Origin of the sequence: Enterobacter genomosp. S (genome assembly GCF_001631805.1) — a bacterium.
GTDB classification, from domain to species: domain Bacteria; phylum Pseudomonadota; class Gammaproteobacteria; order Enterobacterales; family Enterobacteriaceae; genus Enterobacter; species Enterobacter quasihormaechei.
On record NZ_LVVA01000021.1, the window covers coordinates 184,723 to 199,531 of the forward strand.

Annotated in this window: 15 protein-coding genes; 11 read left to right on the forward strand and 4 right to left on the reverse strand. The window is 55.9% G+C overall.

Annotation, left to right across the window (positions count from 1 at the left end; translation table 11 throughout):
* The first annotated feature begins 4 nt into the window (after window positions 1-4).
* From cyoB to A3466_RS17805, 5 genes are all read left to right on the forward strand, one after another.
* Window positions 5-1,996 (forward strand): cytochrome o ubiquinol oxidase subunit I, encoded by a 1,992-nt coding sequence (gene cyoB, locus A3466_RS17785; protein ID WP_063451696.1) that lies wholly within the window; start codon window positions 5-7, stop codon window positions 1,994-1,996.
* On the forward strand, window positions 1,986-2,600 hold the full coding sequence (locus A3466_RS17790) for a cytochrome o ubiquinol oxidase subunit III (RefSeq protein WP_063451697.1): 615 nt from the start codon (window positions 1,986-1,988) through the stop codon (window positions 2,598-2,600). The genes cyoB and A3466_RS17790 overlap by 11 nt, the downstream gene beginning before the upstream one ends.
* The gene (locus A3466_RS17795) at window positions 2,600-2,926 is read left to right on the forward strand and encodes a cytochrome o ubiquinol oxidase subunit IV (RefSeq protein WP_006809888.1); all 327 of its coding nucleotides are present in this window, start codon (window positions 2,600-2,602) and stop codon (window positions 2,924-2,926) included. Before A3466_RS17790 ends, A3466_RS17795 begins: the two co-directional genes overlap by 1 nt.
* A gap of 11 nt (window positions 2,927-2,937) precedes the next feature.
* Window positions 2,938-3,825 (forward strand): heme o synthase, encoded by an 888-nt coding sequence (cyoE, locus tag A3466_RS17800; protein ID WP_003859062.1) that lies wholly within the window; start codon window positions 2,938-2,940, stop codon window positions 3,823-3,825.
* A 148-nt stretch (window positions 3,826-3,973) separates the two neighbouring features.
* Window positions 3,974-5,335 carry an MFS transporter gene (locus tag A3466_RS17805; RefSeq protein WP_063451698.1) on the forward strand — a complete coding sequence of 454 codons (1,362 nt, stop codon included), beginning with the start codon at window positions 3,974-3,976 and terminating at the stop codon, window positions 5,333-5,335.
* A gap of 32 nt (window positions 5,336-5,367) precedes the next feature.
* Here the strand turns inward: A3466_RS17805 and A3466_RS17810 are convergent, their stop codons facing one another.
* A complete protein-coding gene (locus A3466_RS17810; protein ID WP_063451798.1) occupies window positions 5,368-5,859 on the reverse strand; it encodes a YajQ family cyclic di-GMP-binding protein in 492 nt (163 codons plus the stop codon).
* Between the two features lie 125 nt (window positions 5,860-5,984).
* On the opposite strand from A3466_RS17810, the gene panE reads away from it, so the two are divergent.
* Both panE and yajL read left to right on the forward strand, forming a co-directional pair.
* Window positions 5,985-6,896 carry a 2-dehydropantoate 2-reductase gene (gene panE / locus A3466_RS17815; RefSeq protein ID WP_063451699.1) on the forward strand — a complete coding sequence of 304 codons (912 nt, stop codon included), beginning with the start codon at window positions 5,985-5,987 and terminating at the stop codon, window positions 6,894-6,896.
* Window positions 6,859-7,449 carry a protein deglycase YajL gene (yajL, locus tag A3466_RS17820; RefSeq protein ID WP_063451700.1) on the forward strand — a complete coding sequence of 197 codons (591 nt, stop codon included), beginning with the start codon at window positions 6,859-6,861 and terminating at the stop codon, window positions 7,447-7,449. Before panE ends, yajL begins: the two co-directional genes overlap by 38 nt.
* Window positions 7,450-7,536: 87 nt before the next feature.
* Here the strand turns inward: yajL and thiI are convergent, their stop codons facing one another.
* On the reverse strand, window positions 7,537-8,985 hold the full coding sequence (gene thiI, locus A3466_RS17825) for a tRNA uracil 4-sulfurtransferase ThiI (RefSeq protein ID WP_063451701.1): 1,449 nt from the start codon (window positions 8,983-8,985) through the stop codon (window positions 7,537-7,539).
* Window positions 8,986-9,163: 178 nt separating this feature from the next.
* On the opposite strand from thiI, the gene xseB reads away from it, so the two are divergent.
* The 4 genes from xseB (at window position 9,164) to A3466_RS17845 (ending at window position 13,230) form a co-directional block, all read left to right on the forward strand.
* On the forward strand, window positions 9,164-9,406 hold the full coding sequence (gene xseB / locus A3466_RS17830; RefSeq protein ID WP_003859094.1) for an exodeoxyribonuclease VII small subunit: 243 nt from the start codon (window positions 9,164-9,166) through the stop codon (window positions 9,404-9,406).
* Window positions 9,407-10,306, forward strand: a complete 900-nt coding sequence (ispA, locus tag A3466_RS17835) for a (2E,6E)-farnesyl diphosphate synthase (protein WP_063451702.1) — start codon at window positions 9,407-9,409, stop codon at window positions 10,304-10,306.
* Between the two features lie 24 nt (window positions 10,307-10,330).
* Window positions 10,331-12,193, forward strand: coding sequence for a 1-deoxy-D-xylulose-5-phosphate synthase (gene dxs, locus A3466_RS17840; protein ID WP_063451703.1), 1,863 nt, complete (start codon window positions 10,331-10,333; stop codon window positions 12,191-12,193).
* 62 nt (window positions 12,194-12,255) lie between these two features.
* Entirely contained in the window at window positions 12,256-13,230 is a 975-nt protein-coding gene (locus A3466_RS17845) for an aldo/keto reductase (protein WP_063451704.1), read from the forward strand.
* Between the two features lie 90 nt (window positions 13,231-13,320).
* Here A3466_RS17845 and thiL read toward each other — a convergent pair whose 3' ends face one another.
* Both thiL and nusB read right to left on the reverse strand, forming a co-directional pair.
* The gene (gene thiL, locus A3466_RS17850; RefSeq protein WP_063451705.1) at window positions 13,321-14,292 is read right to left on the reverse strand and encodes a thiamine-phosphate kinase; all 972 of its coding nucleotides are present in this window, start codon (window positions 14,290-14,292) and stop codon (window positions 13,321-13,323) included.
* 77 nt (window positions 14,293-14,369) lie between these two features.
* On the reverse strand, window positions 14,370-14,789 hold the full coding sequence (nusB, locus tag A3466_RS17855) for a transcription antitermination factor NusB (protein WP_006809908.1): 420 nt from the start codon (window positions 14,787-14,789) through the stop codon (window positions 14,370-14,372).
* Window positions 14,790-14,809: the final 20 nt, after the last annotated feature.

Genomic DNA, 14,809 nt, shown 5'->3' on the forward strand with positions numbered 1-14,809 from the left:
GAAAATGTTCGGAAAATTGACACTGGATGCAGTGCCCTACCATGAACCGATTATCATGGTTACGGTGGCTGCAATTATCATTGGTGGCGCGGCCTTAGTTGGCCTGATCACTTACTTCGGTAAGTGGAGCTACCTGTGGAATGAGTGGCTGACTTCGGTTGACCACAAAAAACTCGGTATCATGTACTGCATCGTCGGTATCGTCATGTTAATTCGTGGCTTTGCGGATGCAATCATGATGCGTAGCCAGCAGGCGCTTGCGTCTGCGGGTGAAGCAGGCTTCCTGCCACCGCACCACTACGATCAGATCTTTACCGCCCACGGCGTTATCATGATCTTCTTCGTGGCGATGCCGCTGGTTATCGGTCTGATGAACGTTGTCGTTCCGCTGCAAATTGGCGCGCGCGACGTTGCGTTCCCGTTCCTGAACAACCTGAGCTTCTGGTTCACCGTTGTCGGCGTTATCCTGGTTAACCTGTCACTGGGCGTGGGCGAGTTTGCTCAAACCGGCTGGCTGGCTTATCCGCCGCTTTCGGGAATTGAGTACAGTCCGGGCGTCGGCGTTGACTACTGGATTTGGGCGCTTCAGCTCTCCGGTGTCGGTACCACCCTGACCGGTATTAACTTCTTCGTGACCATCCTGAAGATGCGTGCACCAGGTATGACGATGTTCAAGATGCCAGTATTTACCTGGGCATCTCTGTGCGCCAACGTACTGATTATCGCGTCGTTCCCAATTCTGACCGTCACCATCGCGCTGCTGACCCTGGATCGCTATCTGGGCACCCATTTCTTCACGAATGATATGGGTGGCAACATGATGATGTACATCAACCTGATTTGGGCCTGGGGTCACCCGGAAGTGTACATTCTGGTTCTGCCTGTGTTCGGTGTGTTCTCCGAAATCGCGGCAACCTTCTCGCGTAAACGTCTGTTTGGTTACACCTCGCTGGTGTGGGCAACCGTATGTATTACCGTTCTGTCGTTCATCGTCTGGCTGCACCACTTCTTCACCATGGGTGCGGGCGCGAACGTAAACGCCTTCTTCGGTATTACCACCATGATTATCGCGATCCCAACCGGGGTTAAGATCTTCAACTGGCTGTTCACTATGTACCAGGGCCGTATCCAGTTCCATTCAGCCATGCTGTGGACTATCGGCTTCATCGTGACCTTCTCCGTAGGCGGGATGACCGGCGTACTGCTGGCGGTACCGGGCGCTGACTTTGTTCTGCACAACAGCCTGTTCCTGATTGCGCACTTCCATAACGTTATCATCGGCGGCGTCGTCTTCGGCTGCTTCGCAGGTGTGACCTACTGGTGGCCTAAAGCGTTTGGCTTCACGCTGAACGAAACCTGGGGTAAACGCGCGTTCTGGTTCTGGATCATCGGCTTCTTCGTGGCATTTATGCCGCTGTACGTGCTGGGCTTCATGGGTATGACCCGTCGCCTGAGCCAGCAGATTGACCCGCAGTTCCACCCAATGCTGATGGTTGCAGCGGGCGGTGCGGTTCTGATTGCCTGCGGTATCGCATCTCAGCTGATTCAGTTCTACGTTTCTATTCGCGACCGCGACCAGAACCGTGACCTGACCGGTGACCCGTGGGGCGGCCGTACGCTGGAGTGGGCAACCTCTTCTCCACCGCCTTTCTATAACTTCGCCGTTGTGCCGCAGATCCATGAACGCGACGCATTCTGGGAAATGAAAGAAAAAGGTGAAGCGTACAAGCAGCCTGAGCATTACGAAGAGATCCACATGCCGAAAAACAGCGCTGCGGGCATTGTGATTGCCGCTTTCGCGACGGTATTTGGTTTCGCAATGATCTGGCACATCTGGTGGATGGCGATTGTTGGCTTCGCTGGCATCGTAATCAGCTGGATTGTGAAGAGCTTTGACGAGGACGTGGACTACTACGTACCAGTCCGTGAAGTTGAAAAGCTGGAAAATCAGCATTTTGACGAGATTTCTAAAGCGGGGCTGAAAAATGGCAACTGATACTCTGGCGCACTCAACTGCCCACGCGCATGAGCATGCGCACCATGATGCAGGACCGAATAAAGTTTTCGGTTTCTGGATCTACCTGATGAGCGACTGCATCCTGTTCTGCTGTCTGTTCGCAACCTATGCCGTTCTGGTGAACGGCACAGCGGGCGGCCCGACCGGTAAGGACATCTTTGAGCTGCCGTTCGTTCTGGTTGAAACCGCACTGCTGTTATTCAGCTCCATCACCTACGGCATGGCGGCTATCGCCATGTACAAGAACAACAAGAGCCAGGTTGTCTCCTGGCTGGCGTTGACCTGGCTGTTTGGTGCTGGCTTTATCGGGATGGAAATCTATGAATTCCATCACCTGATTGCGGAAGGTTTCGGTCCGGATCGCAGCGGCTTCCTGTCGGCGTTCTTCGCGCTGGTCGGCACCCACGGTCTGCACGTGACCTCGGGCCTGATCTGGATGGCGGTTCTGATGTTCCAGATCTCCCGTCGCGGCCTGACCAGTACTAACCGTACCCGTATTATGTGCCTGAGCCTGTTCTGGCACTTCCTTGACGTGGTATGGATCTGTGTGTTCTCTGTTGTCTATCTGATGGGGGCGATGTAATGAGTCATTCTAACGATCATGGCGCTTCCCACGGCAGCGTAAAAACCTACATGACAGGTTTCATCCTGTCGATCATCCTGACGGTGATCCCGTTCTGGATGGTGATGAACGGTTCTGCATCCAAGCCGGTGATCCTGGGAGCAATCCTGGTGACCGCAGTGATTCAGATTCTGGTGCATCTGGTTTGCTTCCTGCACATGAACACCAAGTCCGATGAAGGCTGGAACATGACGGCCTTTATCTTTACCGTGATTATCATCGCTATCCTGGTAGTCGGTTCCATCTGGATTATGTGGAACCTTAACTACAACATGATGGTTCACTAAGAGCGGCGAGTATGTTTAAGCAATACCTGCAAGTCACGAAACCAGGCATCATCTTTGGCAACCTGATCTCCGTAATCGGAGGGTTCCTGCTGGCCTCTAAAGGCAGCATTGATTACACCCTCTTTATTTACACGCTGGTCGGTGTGTCACTGGTGGTTGCGTCCGGTTGTGTATTTAACAACTACATCGACATGGATATCGACAAGAAGATGGAAAGGACCAAAAATCGGGTGCTGGTTAAAGGCCTGATTGCCCCTTCCGTCTCGCTGGTGTACGCCACCTTGCTGGGTATTGCTGGCTTTATGCTGCTGTGGTTTGGTGCTAACCCACTGGCCTGCTGGCTGGGGGTGATGGGGTTCGTGGTGTATGTGGGCGTCTACAGCCTGTATATGAAACGTCACTCCGTCTACGGCACGCTGATTGGTTCTCTCTCCGGCGCTGCGCCGCCGGTGATTGGTTACTGCGCCGTCACGAACGAGTTCGACAGCGGTGCGCTCATCCTGCTGGCTATCTTTAGCCTGTGGCAGATGCCGCACTCCTACGCCATCGCGATTTTCCGCTTCAAGGATTATCAGGCGGCGAACATTCCGGTTCTGCCGGTCGTGAAAGGTATCTCGGTTGCCAAGAACCACATCACGCTGTATATCATCGCCTTTGCCGTGGCAACGCTGATGCTCTCTCTGGGCGGTTACGCCGGATATAAATATCTGGTGGTAGCGGCCGCGGTGAGCGTCTGGTGGCTCGGCATGGCCCTGCGCGGCTACAAGGTGGAAGACGACAAAGTCTGGGCACGCAAGCTGTTTGTGTTCTCGATTGTCGCCATCACCTCCCTGTCCGTGATGATGTCCGTAGACTTCATGGTGCCGGACTCGCAAAACCTGCTGACTTACGTCTGGTAAGTTTATGTGATGATGAAAAGGGTGCTTCGGCACCCTTTTTTATTCACCAAATCCATTAATCACGCATGTAATATTTGTTAAATAAGCCTTTATTTACCCCGCCCCTTCCCCGCACTACACTATGGCCTGCTTTTGAACTGAGGTGGTAATGAACGATTATAAAATGACGCCAGGCGAGCTGCGTGCGACCTGGGGTTTAGGGACTGTTTTCTCGCTGCGGATGCTTGGCATGTTTATGGTCCTGCCCGTTCTGACCACGTATGGCATGGCGTTACAGGGTGCCAGCGAAGCGCTGATTGGTCTGGCGATTGGTATCTACGGCCTGGCGCAGGCAATATTCCAGATCCCCTTTGGCCTGCTCTCTGACCGTGTGGGTCGCAAACCGCTGATTGTCGGCGGTCTGCTGGTATTTATCCTGGGCAGCGTCATCGCCGCCCTCTCCCACTCCATCTGGGGCATTATACTTGGCCGCGCCCTGCAAGGGTCCGGTGCCATTGCTGCTGCCGTGATGGCGCTGCTGTCAGATTTAACCCGCGAGCAAAACCGTACCAAAGCCATGGCGTTTATTGGCGTCAGCTTCGGCGTCACTTTTGCCATTGCCATGGTGCTTGGGCCGATTATCACGCATGCGCTCGGCCTGCACGCCCTGTTCTGGATGATTGCGGTGCTGGCGACCATTGGGATCGCACTCACGCTGTGGGTCGTGCCAGACAGTAAAAATCATGTCCTCAACCGTGAATCCGGGATGGTTAAAGGCTGCTTTAGCAAAGTCATCGCCGAGCCGCGTCTGCTTAAGCTTAACTTCGGCATTATGTGCCTGCATATTCTGCTGATGTCCACCTTCGTCGCCCTGCCCGGCCAGCTTGCCGCAGCAGGTTTCCCGGCGGCAGAGCACTGGAAAATTTATCTGGTCACGATGCTGATTTCGTTTGTCTCTGTCGTGCCGTTCATCATCTACGCCGAAGTGAAGCGCAAAATGAAACGCGTCTTCGTGGGCTGCGTGGCGTTACTGCTGATTGCCGAGATTGTGCTGTGGGGCGCCGGCCCTCACTTCTGGGAGCTGATCGCAGGCGTGCAGCTGTTCTTCCTGGCGTTTAATCTGATGGAAGCCCTGCTGCCCTCGCTTATCAGCAAAGAGTCTCCGGCAGGATACAAAGGCACCGCGATGGGCATTTACTCTACCAGCCAGTTCCTCGGGGTGGCGATCGGCGGCTCGCTTGGAGGCTGGGTAGACGGTCTTTTTGATTCCCAGACCGTTTTCCTCGCCGGTGCGCTGCTGGCGATGCTCTGGCTGTTTGTGTCCAGCACCATGAAAGAGCCGCGCTATGTGAGTAGCCTGCGGGTAGAAATTCCTGATGAGGTGACAATAGGTGATGCATTAAAACAGCGGCTGGAAGCGACAGAAGGCGTGAGCGAAGTGCTGATTGTCCCGGAAGAGCGCAGTGCGTATGTCAAAATTGACAGCAAAGTGACGAACCGCTTTGAGGTGGAGCAGGCGCTGAAGGCCTGAAAAAATGCCCGGTTTAGCCGGGCATTATTGTCTTAATCGCGGAAGTTTTTAAACTGGAACGGTTGCCCCAAATCGCCGCCGCGCACCAGCGCCATGACGGACTGGAGATCGTCGCGAGATTTTCCGGTTACGCGAATTTCTTCACCCTGAATCTGCGCCTGCACCTTCAGCTTGCTGTCTTTAATCAGCTTCACGATTTTCTTCTGCACGGCGCTTTCAATGCCCTGCTTCAGCTTCGCTTCCACAAACCAGGTTTTGCCGCTGTGAACGAAATCTTCCGGCACATCCAGTGAGGTCCCTTCGATGCCGCGCTTGAGCAGCTTGGCGCGCAGGATATCCAGCAGCTGATTGACCTGGAAATCAGACTCGCTCAGGACTTTGATCGTCTTGTTCGCGTCGTTCAGTTCAATCGTTGCCTCAACGCCACGAAAATCGAAACGTGACTCAACCTCACGGACAGCATTATCTACGCCGTTACGCGCTTCCTGCAAATCAACTTCAGAAACAATATCGAAAGATGGCATCTTTTCTTCTCCCTTCATTTTTGTTGCGTTGCATAATACCCGCAACGAGGCATAACGAGAAGCTTAGCTGATGCCGCTATACTTAGCGTCACAGCACCTGGCACCGTTGCAGGTGAGGAGGAACAATGAAAGTAACAGTGCTTGGATGCGGAGCCCTTGGCCAACTCTGGCTTACAGCGCTATGCAAACAGGGACACGAGGTACAGGGCTGGCTGCGCATTCCTCAGCCCTATTGCAGTGTGAACGTGATGGGTACCGACGGTTCAATTTTTAACGAGTCTTTGACGGCAAACGATCCGGAATTTCTCGCCACCAGCGATCTGCTGCTGGTCACGCTGAAGGCCTGGCAGGTCTCCGATGCGGTGAAAAGCCTGGCCGCCCAGTTACCTGAAAGCACGCCAATCCTGCTGATCCACAACGGCATGGGTACCATTGAAGAGCTAAAAGCTGTCCGGCAACCGCTACTAATAGGAACAACCACCCACGCGGCACGTCGCGACGGTAGCGTCATTATCCACGTTGCCAGCGGTATCACCCATATCGGTCCTGCGCGTGAGCAGCCCGGCGATTACAGCTATCTTGCCGATACGTTGCAATGCACGCTGCCTGACGTCGCCTGGCACAATAACATTCGTGCGGAACTGTGGCGCAAGCTGGCGGTCAACTGCGCGATCAACCCCCTGACCGCCCTGCTGGACTGCCCTAACGGTGAACTGCGTCAGCATTCGGATCAGGTGGCGCTAATTTGCCGGGAAGTTGCCGCCGTGATTGAGCGCGAAGGCTACCACACCTCAGAAACCGATTTACGTTATTATGTCGACCAGGTCATTGAGAGTACGGCAGAAAATATCTCTTCAATGTTGCAGGATGTCCGGGCGATGCGGCATACCGAAATTGATTACATTACCGGTTATCTGTTAAAACGCGCCCGGGCACACGGCATTACCGTTGCCGAAAACAGCCGTCTGTTTGAGTCAGTAAAACGAAAGGAGAGTGAGTATGAGCGCATCGGCACTGGTATGCCTCGCCCCTGGTAGCGAAGAGACAGAAGCGGTCACCACCATTGATTTAATGGTGCGCGGCGGTATCAAGGTCACCACCGCCAGCGTCGCCAGCGACGGCGATCTGACGATCGTCTGTTCCCGTGGGGTGAAGATCCTGGCGGATGCACCGCTTGTACAGGTGGCGGACGGCGATTACGACATTATTGTCCTGCCGGGTGGCTTAAAAGGCGCGGAGTGTTTCCGCGACAGCCCGCTGCTGGTTGAAACCGTTCGTCAGTTTCATCTTTCCGGGCGTATCGTCGCGGCAATCTGTGCTGCCGCAGGCACGGTGCTGGTTCCACACGACATCTTCCCCATCGGCAATATGACCGGCTTCCCCGGCCTTAAGGACACCATTCCGGAAGAGCAGTGGGTGGATAAGCGTGTAGTCTGGGATCCGCGCGTTAACCTGCTCACCAGCCAGGGGCCGGGCACCGCCATTGATTTTGGCTTAAAGATTATTGACCTGCTGGTCGGGCGCGAGAAAGCGTACGAAGTGGCGTCATCGCTGGTGATGGCGGCGGGGATTTATAATTACTACGAGTAAAAAAAGCCGGGTGGCGGCTACGCCTTACCCGGCCTACAAGTGCACGGTACAGTAGGCCCGATAAGCGAAGCACCACCGGGCAATAGGCTACGGGCGATACACCTTCACGTTCGCGAAGCCCTGCTCGCGCAGGTACAGCGCCTGTAAACGGCTCATCACCCCGCGCTCACACCACAGCAGATACGTTTTGCTCTGGTCGAGATCGCCAAATTTGGTGCTCAGCTTGTAGAACGGCAGAGAAACCACGTCCACGCCCTCCACCTGCAACGGCTTGTCATCCTGCTCGTCAATCGAGCGGATATCCAGAATGGCATCGTTAGCGCCGAAGCCGCTGACGGTTTCCACCTCAACCACGTCCTGCTCGGTCTGCTGGGCAATCTCGCGAATATCAATGTTGGATGCTTCCGCCACCACTTTTTCCAGGATGCTGAAATCGAAGTTCTCTTCTTCCGCTTCGATCTTCGCCTTCACCGCCTTGATGGTTGGGCTTTTTGAGATCACGCCGCAATATTCCGGCATGGTACGGGCAAAATCTTCAGTACCGATCTTGCGCGCCAGATCGATGATGTGCTCTTTATCGTGAGAGATCAGCGGACGCAGGATCAGCGTATCTGATACGTTGTCGATAAGACGCAGGTTGGTCAGCGTCTGGCTGGAGACCTGGCCCAGCGCTTCGCCGGTGACCAGCGCCTGCACGCCGTAGCGCTCGGCCACTTTGGATGCCGCGCGTACCATCATACGTTTGAGGATCACGCCCATCTGGCCGTCATCCACTTTTTCAAGGATTTCGCCCACTACTGGCTCAAAGTTGATCGCCACAAAACGCACGCGGTGGGAACTGCCGAAGCGGTTCCACAGGTAATGCGCCACCTGACGGACGCCAATTTCATGCGCCGCGCCGCCCAGGTTGAAGAAGCAGTAATGCACGCGGCAGCCGCGACGCATCAGCATGTAGCTGGAGACGCCGGAGTCGAAGCCGCCAGAGATCAGCGACAGCACATCTTCCTGCGTGCCGATCGGGAAACCACCAATACCTTCATAACGGCCCTTAACAAGCAGCAGACGATCGTTCTCAATCTCAAGGTTAACGGTGACGTCCGGGTTAGTCAGGCGAACGCGCGCCGTCTCAACGTGCTGGTTCAGACCGCCGCCAACGTAGCGCTCGACTTCAATCGAGCTGAACTCGTGTTTACCGCGACGCTTCACGCGTACGCAGAAGGTTTTGCCTTCGATCTGGTCGCGGTACTGTACCAGCGCCTTTTCGAAGATATCGTGCATATCGCTGAACGGAACGTCTTCCACTTCCAGAATATGATGGATACCAGGAATACGGGTCAGCGCATCGCGAATATCAAGACGTTTGCTTTCGTCTTTCGCGCGGACTTCGACGTGGTCCCAGTGACGCACCACGGCGAGCGTTTCGTCGTAGTTTTTTAAAACGTTACGAATGTTCCCGGTGAGAATTTTAATAAAGCGCAAACGCACAGATTGGCTTTTGATGGTGATTTCAGGGAACAATTTAATGATAAACTTCATGGCGGCAATGTTTCTTAGGCAAGCTTATAAAGGCTTGTAGTGGAAAATGATACAGCAGCCCACACCCGTGGCTGCATCCAGGCGCGCAAGTATACCACCATCGCGCCACTCGCGTTATTTGATAATTGCCCCGAGTCCGTTACCATGTTGGGGCGAAGAATATAAGAGTTAATTCACTATGCCGAAGAAGAACGACGCACCGGCCAGTTTTGAAACTGCGCTGAGTGAGCTTGAGCAGATTGTTACCCGCCTCGAGAGCGGCGATTTACCGCTGGAAGACGCCCTCAACGAATTTGAGCGCGGTGTGCAGCTTGCGCGCCAGGGGCAGGTAAAGCTCCAGCAGGCCGAGCAGCGTGTGCAGATCCTGCTTTCCGACAGCGAAGACGCTAAAACCACGCCATTCACACCGGACGCCGAGTAAATGGATTTTTCCAACGCGCTTCAGGCGCGCGTCGTTCGCGCCAACGACGCCCTGCGCCGTTTTATTGCGCCGCAGCCTTTTCAGAACACTCCACTGGTTGAAGCCATGCACTATGGCGCACTCTTAGGAGGTAAACGCCTGCGTCCGTTTCTCGTGTATGCCACGGGCAACATGTTTGGCATCAACGATAACACGCTGGACGCCCCGGCAGCCGCCGTGGAGTGCATTCACGCCTATTCGCTGATCCACGACGATTTGCCAGCGATGGACGATGACGATCTGCGCCGCGGTCAGCCAACCTGCCACATTAAGTTCGGCGAAGCGAATGCCATTCTGGCGGGTGATGCTCTGCAAACCCTGGCGTTTTCAATCCTGAGCGATGCGCCGATGGTTGAGGTAAGCGATCGCGATCGTCTGGCGATGGTGTCCGAGCTGGCGATGGCCAGCGGCGTCGCCGGCATGTGCGGCGGCCAGGCGCTGGATTTAGAAGCTGAAGGTCGTCAGGTGACGCTGGAACAACTGGAGCGCATCCACCGTCACAAAACGGGCGCACTGATTCGGGCAGCCGTTCGCCTGGGCGCGCTGAGCGCGGGTGAACGCGGGCGCAAAGCCCTGCCGATTCTGGACAGATACGCAGAAAGTATCGGTCTGGCATTCCAGGTTCAGGATGACATTCTGGATGTGGTGGGCGATACTGCGACATTGGGAAAACGTCAGGGTGCGGATCAGCAGCTTGGCAAAAGTACCTACCCCGCCCTGCTGGGCCTTGAGCATGCCCAACGTAAAGCCCGGGATCTGATAGACGATGCCCGCCGGTCGCTGAATGAGCTGGCCGCGCAATCGCTGGATACCTCGGCACTGGAAGCGCTAGCGGACTACATAATCCAGCGTGATAAATAAACTATATATCTCGATGAGCCTTTGATGAGTTTTGATATTGCCAAATACCCGACACTGGCGTTAGTTGACTCCACTCAGGAGTTACGTCTGTTGCCGAAAGAGAGTCTGCCGAAGCTGTGTGACGAGCTGCGTCGCTACCTGCTCGACAGCGTTAGCCGCTCCAGCGGCCACTTCGCCTCCGGGCTTGGCACGGTTGAGCTGACCGTGGCGTTGCATTACGTCTATAACACGCCGTTTGATCAGCTGATCTGGGATGTGGGCCACCAGGCCTATCCGCACAAAATTCTGACCGGACGTCGCGATCAAATTGGCACCATTCGCCAGAAGGGTGGCCTGCATCCGTTCCCGTGGCGCGGCGAGAGCGAGTTTGACGTGTTAAGCGTCGGCCACTCCTCCACCTCCATTTCCGCGGGCATCGGGATTGCCGTTGCCGCCGAAAAAGAGAATAAGCAGCGCCGTACCGTCTGCGTCATTGGCGACGGGGCGATCACCGCCGGGATGGCTTTTGAAGCCATGAACCACGCGGGCGATATCAAGCCGGACATGCTGGTTATCCTCAACGATAACGAAATGTCGATCTCCGAAAACGTCGGCGCGCTGAATAACCATCTGGCGCAGCTGCTTTCCGGCAAGCTTTACTCCTCCCTGCGGGAAGGCGGGAAAAAAGTTTTCTCCGGCGTGCCGCCGATTAAAGAGCTGCTCAAGCGTACCGAAGAACACATCAAAGGCATGGTTGTGCCGGGCACGCTGTTCGAAGAGCTGGGCTTTAACTATATCGGCCCGGTGGACGGGCACGATGTGCTGGGTCTGGTGACGACGCTTAAAAACATGCGCGACCTGAAAGGCCCGCAGTTCCTGCACATCATGACCAAAAAAGGGCGTGGCTACGAACCGGCGGAAAAAGATCCGATCACCTTCCACGCGGTGCCTAAATTTGACCATACCAGCGGCTGCCTGCCGAAAAGCAGCGGCGGAATGCCGAGCTACTCAAAAATCTTTGGCGACTGGCTGTGCGAAACGGCGGCAAAAGATAACAAGCTGATGGCGGTCACGCCTGCCATGCGTGAAGGCTCCGGTATGGTCGAGTTCTCCAAAAAATACCCGGACCAGTATTTCGACGTCGCCATCGCCGAGCAGCACGCGGTTACCTTCGCGGCAGGGCTGGCGATTGGCGGCTACAAGCCGGTGGTGGCGATTTACTCCACCTTCCTGCAACGCGCCTACGATCAGGTGATCCATGACGTTGCCATCCAGAAGCTGCCGGTGCTGTTTGCTATCGACCGCGCGGGCATCGTGGGGGCCGACGGCCAGACGCACCAGGGGGCGTTTGATCTCTCCTTCCTGCGCTGCATCCCTGACATGGTCATCATGACGCCAAGCGACGAAAACGAGTGTCGTCAGATGCTGTATACCGGCTACCACTATCAGGACGGCCCCTGCGCGGTACGTTATCCGCGCGGCAATGCCCTTGGCGTTGAACTTCAGCCGCTGGAAAAGCTGGACATTGGTAAAGGTCTGGTGAAACGTCGCGGCGAAAAAGTGGCGATCCTGAACTTTGGTACGCTGATGCCGGAAGCAGCAAAAGTCGCTGAAACCCTGAACGCGACGCTGGTGGATATGCGCTTTGTGAAGCCGCTCGATGAATCTCTGATTCTGAGCATGGCGGAAAGCCATGACGTGCTGGTCACGCTGGAAGAGAACGCCATCATGGGCGGTGCGGGCAGCGGCGTTAACGAGGTACTGATGGCGAACCGTAAATTGGTTCCGGTGCTGAACCTCGGCCTGCCGGACCACTTTATCCCGCAAGGCACTCAGGACGAGGCGCGTGCCGACATCGGCCTGGACGCCGCCGGTATCGAAGCCAGAATCCGCAGCTGGCTGGCCTGATCCCTCCCCTTTTCTGCTCCTGCTATGCTTAAACGTATTGTTTAAACAGCAGGAGCGGAACCATGCAATACACGACATTAGGAAAAACGGACCTCAGGGTGTCCCGGCTTTGCCTGGGCTGCATGACCTTTGGCGAGCCTGACCGGGGAAATCACGCCTGGACGCTGCCGGAAGAGAGCAGCCGCCCTATCATCAAGCGCGCCATAGACGGCGGCATCAACTTCTTCGATACCGCCAACAGCTACTCTGACGGCAGCAGCGAAGAGATTGTGGGCCGCGCCCTGCGTGATTTTGCCCGTCGGGATGAGATTGTGGTCGCCACCAAGGTATACTACCCGTCAGGCGATCTGACTGAAGGCCTTTCTCGCGCGCAGATCCTCCGTTCCATCGATGACAGCCTCAGACGCCTGAACATGGATTACGTCGACCTGCTGCAAATTCACCGCTGGGATTACAACACGCCAATTGAAGAAACCCTTGAAGCGCTCAACGATGTCGTGAAAGCGGGTAAAGCGCGCTATATCGGTGCGTCGTCAATGCACGCGTCGCAGTTTGCTCAAGCGCTCGATCTCCAGGCGCAGCACGGCTGGGCACGCTTTGTCACCATGCAGGATCACTACAACCTGATTTACCGGGAAGAAGAACGCGAGATGCTGCCGCTCTGCGACCAGGAAGGCGTGGCGGTGATCCCGTGGAGCCCGCTGGCGCGCGGACGCTTAACCCGTCCGTGGGGAGAAACCACGGCGCGGCTGGTATCGGATGAAGTGGGTAAAAATCTTTATTCCGGTACCGAAGCCAGCGATGCGCTGATTGCCGAACGTTTAGCCGGGATCGCCGACGATATCGGCGCAACGCGCGCGCAGGTGGCGCTGGCGTGGCTGCTGGGCAAGCGGGGTGTCGCCGCACCGATTATTGGTACATCGCGGGAAGAACAGCTGGACGAGTTGTTAAGCGCGGTGGATTTATCGCTGACGCCGGAGCAGGTTGCCGAGCTGGAGACGCCGTATCAGCAGCATCCGGTGGTTGGGTTTAAGTAAACACTTGCCGGGTAGCGCTGCGCTTACCCGGCCTACAAATAGAGTGAGATCGTAGGCCGGGTAAGGCGAAGCCGCCACCCGGCAAAACACTCACCCAAAATGATCGTACCCTTTCCAGTCAAGCGTAACCGGGGCGCCATCACGGACAAACAGTAGCCCTTCGCTCTCCGGCATCACCTGCCCAATGCAGGTAAATTTCGCTCCCAGATGCGCTAACGCCACGTCCAGCGTCCCGCGATTAAGTTCGGGCACGGTAAAGCACAGCTCATAATCTTCCCCACCGGATAACGCCCAGCGCAGCGCCTGTTCAGGCTCGGCATGACGACGCAACTGCTCTGACAGCGGGAACAGATCCAGATCGATACGTGCGCCCACGCCGCTGGCTTTCAGGATATGACCAAGATCGGAGATCAGCCCATCAGACAGGTCGATAGCCGAACTGGCCCGCTCGCGCAGCGCCTGACCGTGCAGAATACGCGGCGTTGGCCGCAGGTGACGCTTCACCAGGTACGCCGCATCGTCCGCATCTTCAACCGCTAAACGGTTCTGAAGGATCGCCAGACCTGCCGCGCTGTCTCCCGGCGTACCGGTCACGTAGATCCAGTCTCCCGGTTTCGCGCCCGAGCGCTTGAGCGCGCGCCCGGCAGGCACATAGCCGTGAATGGCCAGGGTCATCGACAGCGGCCCGGCAGTCGTATCGCCGCCAATCAGCTGCATATCGTAATAGTTCAGCTCTTCAAACAGCGCATCGCTGAACGCTTCAAGCCAGGCTTCATCCACCTCCGGCAGCGTCAGGGCCAGCGTCAGCCAGGCCGGGTCGGCGCCCATTGCCGCCAGATCGCTGACGTTGACCGCCAGCGCCTTATACGCCAGGTCAGCAGGATCAATATCGGGCAGAAAGTGACGCCCACATACTAAGGTGTCGGTGCTGATTGCCAGCGTCTGTTTTTCGGGAACATTGAGAAGTGCACAGTCATCGCCAATGCCGGTTTCAACATCAAGACGAGAGGTTCTGACACGGTCGAAATAACGGGCAATCAGGGAGAATTCGCCGCATGCCATACGTTATGCCTCAGCAAATAAAAGAAAAAACCGGAGCCGCACTGCCGTTTCGACAATGCAGGACTCCGGTTTGCGGATCACTTTTTGTGGGGACGGATCGCAGGTGCGGCTTTATCAAGTACGCCGTTTACAAACTTGTGGCTGTCTTCAGCACCGAAGGTTTTCGCCAGTTCGATCGCTTCGTTGATGGCCACTTTGTACGGCACATCGTCACGTTTAGACAGCTCAAACAGCGCGATACGCAACACTGCTTTTTCCACCTGGCCCAGCTCTTCGAGCAGACGGGACAGGTATGGCTTCATCAGGCCATCGAGATACGCGCTATTAGTCGCCACTCCCGACAGCAGTTCACGGAAGTACAGAACGTCAACGTCTTTCACGTCCTGTTCTGACAGGAACTGGTATTCAACATCAGCGATGTCGTTCTGGGACAACTGCCAGGAGTAAAGTGCCTGGACGGCACATTCACGGGCGCGGCGACGAGCAGCAGGTTTCACGGAATTCCCCTTACAAAAAA